Source organism: Niallia sp. Man26, from assembly GCF_022049065.2.
Lineage (GTDB): Bacteria > Bacillota > Bacilli > Bacillales > Cytobacillaceae > Niallia.
Genome location: NZ_CP095743.1, coordinates 2,470,446 through 2,482,886, shown reverse-complemented (window position 1 = coordinate 2,482,886; position 12,441 = coordinate 2,470,446). Strand labels below are relative to the sequence as shown.

The window sequence follows — 12,441 nt, the reverse complement described above, 5'->3', positions numbered from 1 at the left end:
CTAAAGGAGAACGTCGTTTGGTTATTCTTGGACAGCTCTTTTTAGTGTGTGTCAATCACTGGATTTATTATCGTTTAAGGCTCTGCCTTCACTAGGGCTTTGTAAACGTGTCGCCCCAGGATAATGGATAGCCTGGTCGCGGTCAGATTCGACGCGGTGGCTTTGTCTTAATTTCTTCTCTTGACGATCCTTTCCCACTTGTAACACCCCCTATCAATAGAATGATAAATAACACCCCACATTATGCAGAGGGATTTTGTCCAGCATTTGCCAAACCTTACTTTTCTAAGTTTAAAGTACATATTTAATTGACATAATGGAAAAAGTAGGAGAGTGAATAGTTATGGAAGGTAATATGTTTTTTTGGTTTGCTTGGATGCTCTGGTTAATACCCACTTTTTTTATGGAGAAAGATAATAATAATAGAAGTAAATACGCATCTTTTTTGCTTATTGCAATAATTTTATATCCTCATCATTTACCCTTTATGGGCATGGAAGTGTCTGTATTGCTGCTTGTCCAAATAGTGTCAGCTTTTATTTATGCTGCCAGGCTACGGACGTCCCAGCAGCTTTATATGGTGCTGACAGCCTTTATGACAATGCTTGCTTATTGCGCTTTGCAGCTTTTAAGCATTCTTGATCCAGTTTGGCTGTTAATAGATAAAGACGTCATGCTTGCAGTAATGCTTGCTATTTTAAGTGTGATGCTGCATCGAACAATGGCAACTCAGGGTTTAATGATCATTATAGGAAGTTCTGTTGGCGAAATGCTGTACGGATACTTGCTCCATTACTACAGGATGGACGAAAGAATTGGAACAGCGGCCTTTTTCGACAGTCTGCTCTTATGTATAGCCAGCATAACAGCGTGGAATATTGCTAAAGTTTTCCTTGCGAAATTGGAACAGCAAATATACTTAATCGAAAAGGAGAAGCAAAAACTATGATGACCACATTTACATATCCAATTCTATTTGGACTCATTATCGGAACAGCTTTACGCATGTTTATGCTTCGCACTGATTACAGGCAATACCCGACATATCTTCACGGCAAGATCATTCATGTTGCACTTGGATTCATAGCGGCAGGTCTAGGCACAGTTGCCATTCCCTCCATATTAGATAAAGACTTTACAGCTGTCACCTTTCTCACTGTCGCTGCCTCGCAATTTCGGGATGTCCGCAATATGGAAAGAAACACCTTAACAGAGCTTGACAGTTACGAGATGGTGCCACGTGGGAAAACGTATATCGAAGGAATAGCAATTGCATTTGAAAGCAGAAATTATCTTGTTATGTTTGCAAGCCTTTTGAGTACCTTTGGATTCATTACTTTCCATATATGGGGCGGAATTATTGCGGCAATTATATCGTTTTTTATCAGCAGGAAGCTCATGTCCGGCGGAAAGCTTCGCGATATTGTAACAATTGAATATGTGAAACCGAGATTTGAAGATGCTGGCTTGTATGTTGATAATATTTATATTATGAATATCGGAATACCAGCACGGCAGGAGGAAGTGCTGAAATACGGGATGGGATTTATCCTCACACCTAAAAACTTCAATGCCAGAACGACAATCGCAAATCTTGGGCAAAGACAGGCAATTCTGTACGATGTCTCGACTGCATTGGGAGTGTACCGCGATTCTGGAACACCAGCTTTAGTTCCTTTAGCAAAAAGAGACTTGGAGGATGGAAGGGTCGCTGTTTTTGTTTTGCCGCAGCATAATGACCCGGAAAAAGCGCTTGAGATTATTGGAGCAACTCCAACTCTTGAAAATGCTATCCGGATGCCGAGCAAAAGGCTGTTAAGAGAGGAAGAAGCACAGTGACGATTGAAAAGTATATATTGGCCGCTATAACAACGAAACCGGAAAAAGTAGCGCAAGGCACTGGCGTTTTTTATTGCAGCGACGTTAGTGAAATGGAAGTTGTAGCAACAAACTTGGAAGCTATTCTTGACGGGATTGCCCATAAAATCAGCGAAGATGTTTATATTATCGTCAAGCATTGAGCATTCAAGCAGTTAGTTTAGGACTGGCAAATCCCAGCATAGCTTAACAATTTTCTAGTACTTGCCTGTACAATGCTGCTCTGTTAAGATATATTAGTTAGGGGACTGCCTAAAAGCTTGGGCTAGCCCCTAATTGTTTTTAACGCTTTTGGACTGTGGCAAGCAGTATTGCGATCTTAGTTGACATGTCAGGCTGATATAGAAGAGCCTGGAATAATAATTTACATAGTATTTGTTTGTGTAGACATAAAAGCAAAAAAGACTATTTTGGAGTATGGAAGGGTGTAAGTAAGAATGGCGAAACCTGTAATAGCAATAGTAGGACGTCCTAACGTTGGAAAGTCTACTATTTTTAATAGAATTGTCGGGGAGAGAATCTCCATTGTTGAAGATATTCCTGGTGTAACAAGAGACAGAATATACAGCTCTGCAGAGTGGCTGAATCATGATTTTAACCTGATTGATACAGGCGGAATCGATATTGGCGATGAGCCTTTTTTAGAGCAAATCAGAGCACAGGCAGAGGTAGCAATTGACGAAGCTGATGTTATCATTTTCCTTACGAACGGCCGTGAAGGTGTAACAGCTGCCGACGAAGAGGTAGCAAAAATCCTCTATCGTGCAAAAAAACCAGTTGTTCTTGCTGTAAACAAAATTGATAACCCAGAGATGCGCGAACAAATCTATGATTTCTATTCGTTAGGATTTGGTGAGCCGATGCCGATTTCCGGATCTCACGGCTTAGGTTTAGGTGACTTATTAGATGAAGCTGCCAAGCATTTTCCAAACAGAGACACAAAAGACTATGCTGATGATGTCATTAAGTTTTCTTTAATCGGCCGTCCGAATGTAGGGAAATCGTCGCTTGTTAATGCAATGCTTGGAGAGGACCGCGTTATTGTCAGCAATATTGCCGGCACAACAAGAGATGCGATTGACTCAGAAGTTACTGTTAACGGTGAAAAATACGTAATCATTGATACAGCAGGTATGCGAAAAAAAGGGAAAGTGTATGAAAGTACTGAGAAATACAGTGTTCTTCGTGCATTAAGAGCGATTGAAAGATCAGATGTTGTTTTAGTTGTTATAGACGGGGAAGAAGGCATTATTGAACAAGACAAAAAAATCGCAGGCTATGCCCATGAAGCAGGCAGAGCGGTTATTATTGTTGTAAATAAATGGGATGCTGTCGAAAAAGACGAAAAAACAATGAAAACATTTGAACAAAACATCAGAGAGCATTTCTTATTCTTGGATTATGCACCGGTTGTGTTCTTGTCTGCTAAGACGAAAAAGCGGATTCATACATTGATTCCAATGATTAATATCGCCAGCCAAAATCATACTTTAAGGGTAGAGACAAGTGTATTGAATGATGTCATTATGGATGCTGTGGCGATGAATCCAACACCAACAGATAAAGGTAAACGTTTGAAGATTTACTATACTACTCAAGTAGCTGTTGGACCGCCAACATTTGTTGTATTTGTTAATGATCCAGAGCTGATGCATTTCTCCTATGAACGTTTCCTAGAAAACCGTATTAGAGATGCCTTTGGCTTCGAAGGAACACCAATTAGAATTTTTGCGCGTGAAAGAAAATAATAGAGGTGGATCGTAATGGGTAATCATAAAAAAATTGCAATGATCGGAGCCGGAAGCTGGGGGACAGCGCTTGCGTTAGTGCTTGCCGATAATGGACATACTGTCCATCTTTGGGGTAAAAATGGACAAGATATTGAAGAAATCAACAAAAATCATGTAAACAAACGATATCTTCCAGACATAAAGCTTTCGGAAAATATCATTGGATATACGTCCATGCAGGAAAGTTTAAAGGATGTCCATTATATTGTCTTATCTGTTCCTACAAAAGCGATGCGCGAAGTAATCCAACAAATTATACCTTTCTTAGATGAACCAAAAACATTCATTCATGTAAGCAAAGGGATTGAGCCAGGAACACTGCTTCGCATATCTGAAATAATGGAAGAAGAGATTCCGGAGCGTCTGTTAAAGAGCATTGTTGTCCTGTCAGGACCAAGCCATGCAGAGGAAGTAAGCTTGCGCCATTTGACGACAGTAACAGTTTCTTCTAAAAACATGGAGGAAGCAGAAAAAGTTCAGGACTTGTTCATTAATTCAAAATTCAGGGTTTATACGAATCCTGATATTGTCGGTGTGGAAATCGGTGGTGCACTAAAGAATATTATCGCAGTCTGTGCTGGAATTACAGATGGGCTAGGTTTTGGTGACAACGCCAAAGCTGCACTTATTACAAGAGGACTTGCAGAGATGGCGAGATTAGGAACAAAAATGGGTGCAAATCCCCTTACCTTCTCAGGATTAACCGGCATTGGTGATTTGATTGTGACCTGTACGAGTGTCCATTCAAGAAACTGGAGAGCTGGTAATTTGCTTGGAAAGGGCTGTCCCCTTGAAGAGGTTCTTGAGAACATGGGAATGGTTGTAGAAGGAATCAGAACAACTAAAGCAGGCCAACAGCTTTCTGAGAAATATGGCATTGAGATGCCGATTACGAATGCTTTATATGATGTGCTGTTTAATGGGAAGAATGCGAAGGAAGTAGTGGAAGGCTTAATGGCAAGGGATAAAACACATGAGATGGAAGACCTTGTGAACATCCTTGCTTCCCAGTACGTAGAATAAGTCTTATACATCCTTTAGTGAGCTTTAAAAATCTGTTTTTCGAAATTTGTTACGATTATTAGGCATTTTATGGTGTGCGAATGATGTATTTATGCATACAATGCTTTGAAGCAACCTGGTGGAATGAACAGGTGATGGGTTATATAGTCATGAAATCAAAGTAAAGGTTCCCCTGCTTTTACTTTGATTTTTTTTTGAATGAAAATGACTCTGTAGCTCCTATGTACACCGATAAAATAAATTTTTATAGAAATAGTCATAACCCTATCATTCATGTGTATATATGATTTAGAAGGGTTATTTTTTTTGGCGTGAATAAAAATCATAAAATAAGCTGAGCATTACTTTAACTTCTTTTATGATTTGCGATAAAGTCCGCTGATTATATGTTTTTTTACGAAGTAGTTTTTTAAGGAGAAGAAATCTTCTATAAAAAAAAGGGGGAATTTATAAAAGTAGTCATAATGAGATAGGACAACATCATAAATATATATTGTCTAATTGCATTAAATGGTTTTTGCTAATCTCTACACTAGGGAGAGTTCAGGAGGGGATCATTTGGAAAAGGTGAATATTTTTAAAGATATTGCCGAAAGAACTGGCGGTGATATTTACTTAGGTGTAGTGGGTGCTGTTCGAACAGGCAAGTCTACTTTCATAAAGAAGTTTATGGAATTGGTTGTTATTCCGAATATGGATAATGAAGGTGACCGTGCAAGAACAAAGGATGAATTGCCGCAAAGCGCGGCAGGTAAGACGATTATGACGACAGAGCCAAAGTTTGTTCCAAATCAGGCGGCATCTGTAACTGTGGATGAAGGATTGGATGTAAATATCCGATTAGTTGATTGTGTCGGCTACACGGTTCCAGGCGCGCAGGGTTATGAAGACGAAAATGGGCCTCGGATGATCAATACACCATGGTATGAAGAGCCAATTCCATTTCATGAAGCGGCTGAAATTGGTACAAGAAAGGTTATTCAGGAACATAGCACAATCGGTGTTGTCATTACAACAGATGGAACGATTGGGGATATACCGAGAAGTAATTACTTAGAAGCAGAAAACAGGGTTATTGAAGAGCTGAAGGAAGTCGGCAAGCCGTTTATTATGATTGTCAACAGCGCCCAGCCTTATCACCCTAATACAGAAAAGCTTCGCAGTGAACTATCAGAAAAATATGATATTCCAGTTATCGCAATGAGTGTTGAAAGCATGAGAGAATCAGATGTCCTTAATGTAATGAGAGAAGCACTGTTTGAGTTCCCTGTACTTGAAGTGAACGTAAACCTGCCGAGCTGGGTAATGGTTCTTCGGGAGAACCATTGGTTGCGTGACAACTATCAAGAGGCTGTGAAGGAAACAGTTAAAGATATTAAGAGACTGCGAGATGTCGATCGTGTTGTGCAGCAATTCAGCGACTTTGAATTTATCGATAAGGCTGGTCTTGCAGGAATTGAGATGGGGCAAGGTGTTGCCGAAATCGATTTGTACGCACCAGATGAGCTGTATGATGAAATTTTGAAAGAGATTGTTGGTGTGGAAATCAGAGGGAAAGATCATTTGCTTGAGCTAATGCAGGACTTTGCCCATGCAAAAACAGAGTATGACCAAATCTCAGATGCACTGAAAATGGTTAAACAAACAGGTTATGGCATTGCAGCACCATCCCTTATCGATATGAGCTTAGATGAGCCGGAAATCATCCGCCAAGGTTCAAGATTCGGTGTAAGATTAAAGGCTGTAGCACCATCTATCCACATGATTAAAGTGGATGTTGAGTCAGAATTTGCACCAATTATCGGTTCTGAGAAACAGAGTGAGGAACTTGTCAGATATTTGATGCAGGATTTTGAGGATGATCCATTATCCATCTGGAATTCGGATATTTTCGGAAGAAGCTTAAGCTCCATTGTTAGGGAAGGAATTCAAGCAAAGCTTTCACTTATGCCTGAAAATGCCCGCTACAAGCTGAAAGAGACACTTGAGCGTATCATCAATGAAGGCTCTGGAGGGCTTATTGCAATAATCTTATAGGAAACTCTCTTTGTGGGAGTTTCTTTTTTTTGCATGCGTTAACTTCTCCCTACTAAATAATAAGAACTGGGCTATTTCTCTTAATTTGTCAGTTTCGGATATGTATGTAAATTTATTGATTTAATATTACACTTTTATATCAAATGATGAAAAGATTGCTATCAATATATAAAATTTCTTGATATGCTCAAACGATTATGATAATCTTTTAAAGGAATCAGCGTCATTACAGCGATTAAAGCATTATGATATACATTATAAATGCTTGTCACGTTAGTAGTAGCATTATGGAACCCTATGATGCTGCAAAGGAAAAATATTCTTGATGACGTATATAATTCCGATAAATTGTTTACAAATAATGATATGAAACGATTTTTTAGGATTTATTTGAAACATTTGGGAGGAGGTGAAAGGCATGAACAAGACAGAATTAATTAACGCAGTTGCAGAAGCAAGCGAATTGTCTAAAAAAGACGCTACTAAAGCAGTTGATGCTGTTTTTGATACAATCTTGAATGCTTTAAAAGATGGCGATAAAGTACAACTTATCGGTTTTGGTAACTTTGAGGTACGTGAGCGTGCTGCTCGTAAAGGTCGCAACCCACAAACTGGTGAAGAAATCGAAATCGCAGCAAGCAAAGTTCCTGCTTTTAAACCAGGTAAAGCACTTAAAGACGCAGTGAAGTAATTTACATACATTGCATATTATTTCTCTAAAAACCGCGAATTACTCGCGGTTTTTTCTATTTATTAGCATATTTTCCAAAAGTTTAGCCAATGGCTTAATGGGAATTGAATAGAATTAACGGTATTCGTGGTGTTCGTTCTTTTTATATGCTAATATGATTAAAGGAAATTGGATTGATAGCTTTGGGAGGAAAAAAAGAATGTCGAATGTTGATTTGGCCAAGATAGAAGATGCGGTAAAACAAATACTGGAAGCGATTGGGGAAGATCCTGAAAGAGAAGGATTGCTTGATACCCCAAAAAGAGTCGCCAAAATGTATAGTGATATTTTCTCAGGATTAAATGAGGATCCAAGAGAGTATTTTCATACTATTTTTGGGGAAGACCATGAGGAGCTTGTGCTTGTTAAAGACATTCCGCTGTACAGCATGTGTGAACATCATCTCGTTCCGTTTTATGGAGTTGCTCACGTAGCCTATATTCCTAGAAACGGAAAAGTAACGGGCTTGAGCAAATTAGCAAGAGCGGTTGAAGCTGTTGCGAAAAGACCGCAGCTGCAAGAGCGCATCACTTCAACAGTCGCTGATGCGATTCAAGAAATGCTTGATCCGCATGGTGTTATGGTCGTAGTTGAAGCAGAGCATATGTGCATGACAATGAGAGGCGTTAACAAGCCTGGTGCGAAGACAGTTACAACAGCTGTCCGCGGTAAGTATGCAGAAAATGCAGATGCCCGCACAGAGGTGCTGTCTTTAATTAAGTGACATAAAGGCTTGTCTTACAAGGCTTTTTAAGTGGTGTCAGCAAGCAAGTATGCTATAATAAGCTAGACTTTATACAAATATAATTTAGTTGTAATGTATATATAAAGAGAAATTTATGGGGGAACAAGGGTGATATTATGATGTTATTTCAAGAAATGGTGGAGAATGTGCGGGAAGAGGTATTACAAAAGATTGCTCATCCTTATCTTTTTAAGCATATTGATAATCCGATAATTGATGAAGACAAGCTTCTGCTTACCGTTTTTCTATTAAAGCAGGCTGACATAGATGACAGCCAAGTCATCACATATGCCACAACAACAATGCTTATTCAAATTGCCCTTGATACCCATGAGCTTGTAACCAATGACAGCGTTCATAAAGGAATAGAAAAGAACAGGCAGTTAACAATATTGGCCGGAGATTTTTACAGCGGTCAATATTACAAGCTGCTGGCAGACCTCGGAGATTATGAGATGATAAAAGTGTTTGCCGAAGCAATTAAAGAGGTTAACGAGAACAAGATGATTATCTATCAGCAAGCTTTTGCCGGACTTCCAGAAATGATAGATGCCATAGAAGCTGTTGAGTTTTCTATTTTAGATAAGCTTGTTGACCGTTTCCGCTTGCATAATTGGAGAACCTTTGCATTGTCGTTTCTATTTCTGAACAGAATGCTGCAAGACAGGAATACATATAACTTAACTGGGGATTCATTTTTATTCAGCATGCTGAATCGTCATAGTGGGGAGCTTGGCCGCCTTGCAGAGGATCAAGGATATCGTCTGTTCGATCCGGCAGTTCAAAAAGCGGCAGACAGCTTAACAGAAGCGCTTAAGAGCTATGAGCCTGATGAGGACAGAATCGGGGTCAGAACTGTGGCAGTTTTGGATAAAATCAAACAACAAATGTATGTGGAAGAAGGGTAAGAGCAATGCGGGAGCACCAATCAAAGGAAGAAAAAGTGCACCATGTATTCGAAAAGATATATGGCAATTACGATAAAATGAATACAGTAATCAGTTTTCAGCAGCATAAGATTTGGCGCAAAGAAACGATGAAAAGGATGAATGTTCCTAAAGGCGCAAAAGCTTTGGATGTTTGCTGCGGCACAGCGGACTGGACAATAAGTCTGGCAGATGCAGTCGGGTCAACTGGTGAAGTAATCGGACTTGATTTCAGCGAAAACATGCTGAGCATCGGCAAAGAGAAAACAAAGGATTATCAGCAAATCCAATTGATTCATGGCAATGCTATGGAGCTGCCGTTTGCTGATGACAGCTTTGATTTTGTGACAATCGGCTTTGGGCTGCGAAATGTTCCTGACTATCTGCAAGTGCTCAAGGAAATGAGAAGGGTAGTTAAACCGGGAGGCAAGGTTGTTTGTCTGGAAACATCTCAACCGACAATGCCTGTTTTTAAGCAAGGCTACTATTTCTATTTCCGGTTTGTGATGCCCCTGTTTGGAAAGATTTTCGCCAAAAGCTACAAGGAATACTCTTGGCTGCAGGAATCAGCTCGGGATTTTCCAGGAATGAAAGAGCTCGCTTCCCTTTTTGAAAAGGCAGGCTTGTCCAATGTGACGTATAAGGCATACAGCGGTGGCGTGGCTGCTGTGCATATCGGCTTTAAAGAAAAATAATGTCTGTATCTATTTTGTACAGCAGTTAAAGACGGGTGAGGCTTAAGTGAAATTAAAAATGATGTATTCATTTTTGAATTCTGATTTAGAATTAATAGAAAAAACACTGGAAGATACAGTGAATGCCAACACTTCTATATTGAGAGAGTCGTCGCTGCATCTTCTTAAAGCGGGCGGTAAGCGAATTAGGCCGATTTTTGTCCTGCTCGCTGGTCAAATTGGCAATTATGACATCCATGTCATTAAAAAGGCAGCAGTCGCACTCGAGTTGATTCATATGGCATCCCTTGTTCACGATGATGTTATCGATGACTCGGACTTGCGCAGAGGGCAACCGACGATTAAGGCGAAATGGGATAATAAAGTTGCTATGTATAGTGGTGATTATATTTTCGCTAAATCCCTTGAAATTATGAGTGAACTGGAAAAGCCGGATGCTCATAAAGTGTTGGCAGACACGATTGTTGAGGTTTGCCTCGGTGAAATTCAGCAAATTAAAGACAAATACCAGTTTGAACAAAATGTGAGGGATTACTTTCGTCGCATAAAAAGAAAAACAGCTCTGCTTATTTCTGCTAGTTCTTTAGTCGGGGCTATTGTGTCTGATGTGGAAGAGAAGCATCAGAAAAAACTACATAAATTCGGTTATTATGTTGGAATGTCTTATCAAATTATTGATGATATTCTTGATTTTGTCGGTACAGAAGAAGAACTAGGGAAGCCTGCTGGCGGCGACTTATTGCAAGGTAATATTACTTTGCCTGTTTTGTATGCAATGGAAAATGATGTTATCCGCCAAAAGGTAGAAACCGTTCATGAAGAGATGGACCGGGAAGATTTGTTAGAAATTATAAGCTTGATTAAGAGCTCTGATGCCATTGAACGCTCTATTAAGGTGAGCAATATGTATCTGCAAAAAGCACTTGATGCGCTTGTTGATCTTCCGAAGGGTAGAAGCAAAACTGCCCTCATCAATATAGCGAAGTACTTAGGGAAAAGGAAGTTTTAATATAAGCTTTGCATTGTCGCTTTATGTATGATATCGTTTTCATGAAATCATTTTTTCTTACTACTACATACATAGGAGTGAATCAAATGGAGAAAACGTTTTTGATGGTCAAACCAGATGGAGTGCAAAGAAATTTAATCGGCAAGATTGTAGAACGCTTTGAAAGCAAAGGCTTCCAGCTTGTTGGTGCCAAGTTAATGGTTGTGTCAGAGGAGCTTGCTAAAAAGCATTACCAAGAACATGTGGACAAGCCCTTCTTCATGGAGCTGGTTGATTTCATCACTTCAGGGCCTGTATTTGCTATGGTGTGGGCTGGCGAAGATGTGGTGGCAAAGGCTAGGCTCATGATGGGCAAGACAAATCCTATAGATGCTGCTGCCGGCACAATCCGCGGTGATTTTGCAGTAGTAATGAGAAAAAACGTGATTCATGGATCAGATGGTATAGAAAGCGCAGCTAGAGAAATCGGCTTATTTTTTAAAGAAGAAGAACTTGTTGAGTATAATAAGCTCAGCAATAATTGGGTTTATTAATGCCCCTTACATAATATAGGCTGCCCTTTGAGCAAGTACTTGCTCAAGGGCAGCTTTTTTATTGTTTGAAAAGTAGTATGATTGCTGACGTAAACAAAAATAATAGGAATGTCTTGTCTTTTATTTAATAAGTAGCTGCTAAATAATTGCCCCATTTCTTATCATTATCGTTTATACTAGTAAAAAAGAAAAATTACTAGCAGCAGGATGCGAGGTTTCATTATGGAAAAAGACTATCAAGAATTTATCAGGAATTTTCAGCAAATTTCAGGCATCGATTTATCTCTCTACAAAGAAGCGCAAATGAAAAGAAGGTTAACCTCTCTATATGAAAAAAGAGGCTATCGGTCTTTTAAAGAATACTCTCAAGCAATAGGAAAGAATAAGGAGCTTCTCGAAGAATTACTGGACCGCATGACCATTAATGTTTCAGAATTTTACCGTAATTTCAGACGGTGGGAGGTGCTTGAGAATAAAATTCTGCCGACCTTGATTAAAGGCAGTTCTAGCTTGAAGGTTTGGAGTGCAGCATGTTCAACTGGTGAGGAGCCGTATACTCTCTCCATGATTCTATCAAACCACCTCCGTCCGACTAGCTTTCAAATTACTGCTACAGACCTTGATATTAATGCTATTGAACGAGCAAAGAAAGGCCTTTATGTGGAGCGCTCGTTAAATGAAGTTCCGATTGCGCAAAAACAGAAGCACTTTACCCAATCGGGAAGCATGTTTAAAATCAGCGAGGAAATTAAAAAGCCTGTGACATTTAAGCAACAAAACCTATTGTCTGATCCCTTTCAAGGGCCTTACGATCTAATTGTCTGCCGAAATGTCATGATTTACTTTACAGAGGAAGCGAAGGATATTTTATATCAGAAATTTGCGAATGCATTAAGACCTGGCGGCATATTTTTTGTCGGCAGCACAGAGCAAATTTTTAATCCTGGCAAGTATGGCTTTGAGACAGAAGATACATTTTTCTATAAAAAAGTATAAAAAATGCAGGTTTTTAGGATTTTTTACTATCCATATTCACGAACGTATGATATATTGAAACATATTTCCTTTAAAGCGT

The 12,441-nt window shown here is 39.4% G+C and carries 14 protein-coding genes; 13 read left to right on the top strand and 1 reads right to left on the bottom strand.

The window, feature by feature from the left end:
• Window positions 1-51: 51 nt before the first annotated feature.
• Entirely contained in the window at window positions 52-198 is a 147-nt protein-coding gene (locus L8T27_RS12540) for a YpzI family protein (RefSeq protein WP_233313345.1), read from the bottom strand.
• Window positions 199-343: 145 nt separating this feature from the next.
• Between L8T27_RS12540 and L8T27_RS12535 the strand changes: the two genes are divergently transcribed.
• The 13 genes from L8T27_RS12535 to L8T27_RS12475 all read left to right on the top strand — a co-directional run bounded on the left by L8T27_RS12535 (window position 344) and on the right by L8T27_RS12475 (window position 12,362).
• Window positions 344-949 (top strand): YphA family membrane protein, encoded by a 606-nt coding sequence (locus tag L8T27_RS12535; RefSeq protein WP_237941662.1) that lies wholly within the window; start codon window positions 344-346, stop codon window positions 947-949.
• Window positions 949-1,839 (top strand): YIEGIA family protein, encoded by an 891-nt coding sequence (locus tag L8T27_RS12530; RefSeq protein WP_233314720.1) that lies wholly within the window; start codon window positions 949-951, stop codon window positions 1,837-1,839. Before L8T27_RS12535 ends, L8T27_RS12530 begins: the two co-directional genes overlap by 1 nt.
• Complete coding sequence (locus L8T27_RS12525; RefSeq protein ID WP_233313347.1) at window positions 1,836-2,021, top strand: capping complex subunit for YIEGIA; 186 nt, start codon at window positions 1,836-1,838, stop codon at window positions 2,019-2,021. The genes L8T27_RS12530 and L8T27_RS12525 overlap by 4 nt, the downstream gene beginning before the upstream one ends.
• Window positions 2,022-2,315: 294 nt before the next feature.
• Window positions 2,316-3,626: a ribosome biogenesis GTPase Der gene (der, locus tag L8T27_RS12520; RefSeq protein ID WP_233313348.1), complete on the top strand. Its 1,311-nt coding sequence runs from the start codon at window positions 2,316-2,318 to the stop codon at window positions 3,624-3,626.
• Between the two features lie 15 nt (window positions 3,627-3,641).
• A complete protein-coding gene (locus L8T27_RS12515) occupies window positions 3,642-4,691 on the top strand; it encodes an NAD(P)H-dependent glycerol-3-phosphate dehydrogenase (RefSeq protein ID WP_233313349.1) in 1,050 nt (349 codons plus the stop codon).
• A 558-nt stretch (window positions 4,692-5,249) separates the two neighbouring features.
• Window positions 5,250-6,728, top strand: a complete 1,479-nt coding sequence (gene spoIVA / locus L8T27_RS12510) for a stage IV sporulation protein A (RefSeq protein ID WP_233313350.1) — start codon at window positions 5,250-5,252, stop codon at window positions 6,726-6,728.
• A 418-nt stretch (window positions 6,729-7,146) separates the two neighbouring features.
• A complete protein-coding gene (locus tag L8T27_RS12505; RefSeq protein WP_016203034.1) occupies window positions 7,147-7,419 on the top strand; it encodes an HU family DNA-binding protein in 273 nt (90 codons plus the stop codon).
• A 199-nt stretch (window positions 7,420-7,618) separates the two neighbouring features.
• Window positions 7,619-8,182, top strand: coding sequence for a GTP cyclohydrolase I FolE (gene folE, locus L8T27_RS12500; RefSeq protein ID WP_233313351.1), 564 nt, complete (start codon window positions 7,619-7,621; stop codon window positions 8,180-8,182).
• A 137-nt stretch (window positions 8,183-8,319) separates the two neighbouring features.
• Window positions 8,320-9,111, top strand: a complete 792-nt coding sequence (locus L8T27_RS12495) for a heptaprenyl diphosphate synthase component 1 (RefSeq protein ID WP_237941661.1) — start codon at window positions 8,320-8,322, stop codon at window positions 9,109-9,111.
• A gap of 5 nt (window positions 9,112-9,116) precedes the next feature.
• Complete coding sequence (locus L8T27_RS12490) at window positions 9,117-9,824, top strand: demethylmenaquinone methyltransferase (RefSeq protein WP_233313353.1); 708 nt, start codon at window positions 9,117-9,119, stop codon at window positions 9,822-9,824.
• A gap of 46 nt (window positions 9,825-9,870) precedes the next feature.
• On the top strand, window positions 9,871-10,833 hold the full coding sequence (gene hepT, locus L8T27_RS12485; protein ID WP_233313354.1) for a heptaprenyl diphosphate synthase component II: 963 nt from the start codon (window positions 9,871-9,873) through the stop codon (window positions 10,831-10,833).
• An 86-nt stretch (window positions 10,834-10,919) separates the two neighbouring features.
• Entirely contained in the window at window positions 10,920-11,366 is a 447-nt protein-coding gene (gene ndk / locus L8T27_RS12480) for a nucleoside-diphosphate kinase (RefSeq protein WP_233313356.1), read from the top strand.
• Window positions 11,367-11,588: 222 nt separating this feature from the next.
• Window positions 11,589-12,362, top strand: a complete 774-nt coding sequence (locus L8T27_RS12475; RefSeq protein WP_233313357.1) for a CheR family methyltransferase — start codon at window positions 11,589-11,591, stop codon at window positions 12,360-12,362.
• The last annotated feature ends 79 nt before the right edge of the window (window positions 12,363-12,441 follow it).

Excerpts from the sequence above, each read along its gene's own strand:
- L8T27_RS12495 (WP_237941661.1), top strand. The coding sequence starts at position 8,320 with ATGATGTTATTTCAAGAAATGGTGGAGAATGTGCGGGAAGAGGTATTA.
- L8T27_RS12535 (WP_237941662.1), top strand. The coding sequence starts at position 344 with ATGGAAGGTAATATGTTTTTTTGGTTTGCTTGGATGCTCTGGTTAATA.
- ndk (WP_233313356.1), top strand. The coding sequence starts at position 10,920 with ATGGAGAAAACGTTTTTGATGGTCAAACCAGATGGAGTGCAAAGAAAT.
- folE (WP_233313351.1), top strand. The coding sequence starts at position 7,619 with ATGTCGAATGTTGATTTGGCCAAGATAGAAGATGCGGTAAAACAAATA.
- L8T27_RS12515 (WP_233313349.1), top strand. The coding sequence starts at position 3,642 with ATGGGTAATCATAAAAAAATTGCAATGATCGGAGCCGGAAGCTGGGGG.
- der (WP_233313348.1), top strand. The coding sequence starts at position 2,316 with ATGGCGAAACCTGTAATAGCAATAGTAGGACGTCCTAACGTTGGAAAG.
- L8T27_RS12475 (WP_233313357.1), top strand. The coding sequence starts at position 11,589 with ATGGAAAAAGACTATCAAGAATTTATCAGGAATTTTCAGCAAATTTCA.
- L8T27_RS12490 (WP_233313353.1), top strand. The coding sequence starts at position 9,117 with ATGCGGGAGCACCAATCAAAGGAAGAAAAAGTGCACCATGTATTCGAA.
- L8T27_RS12505 (WP_016203034.1), top strand. The coding sequence starts at position 7,147 with ATGAACAAGACAGAATTAATTAACGCAGTTGCAGAAGCAAGCGAATTG.
- L8T27_RS12530 (WP_233314720.1), top strand. The coding sequence starts at position 949 with ATGACCACATTTACATATCCAATTCTATTTGGACTCATTATCGGAACA.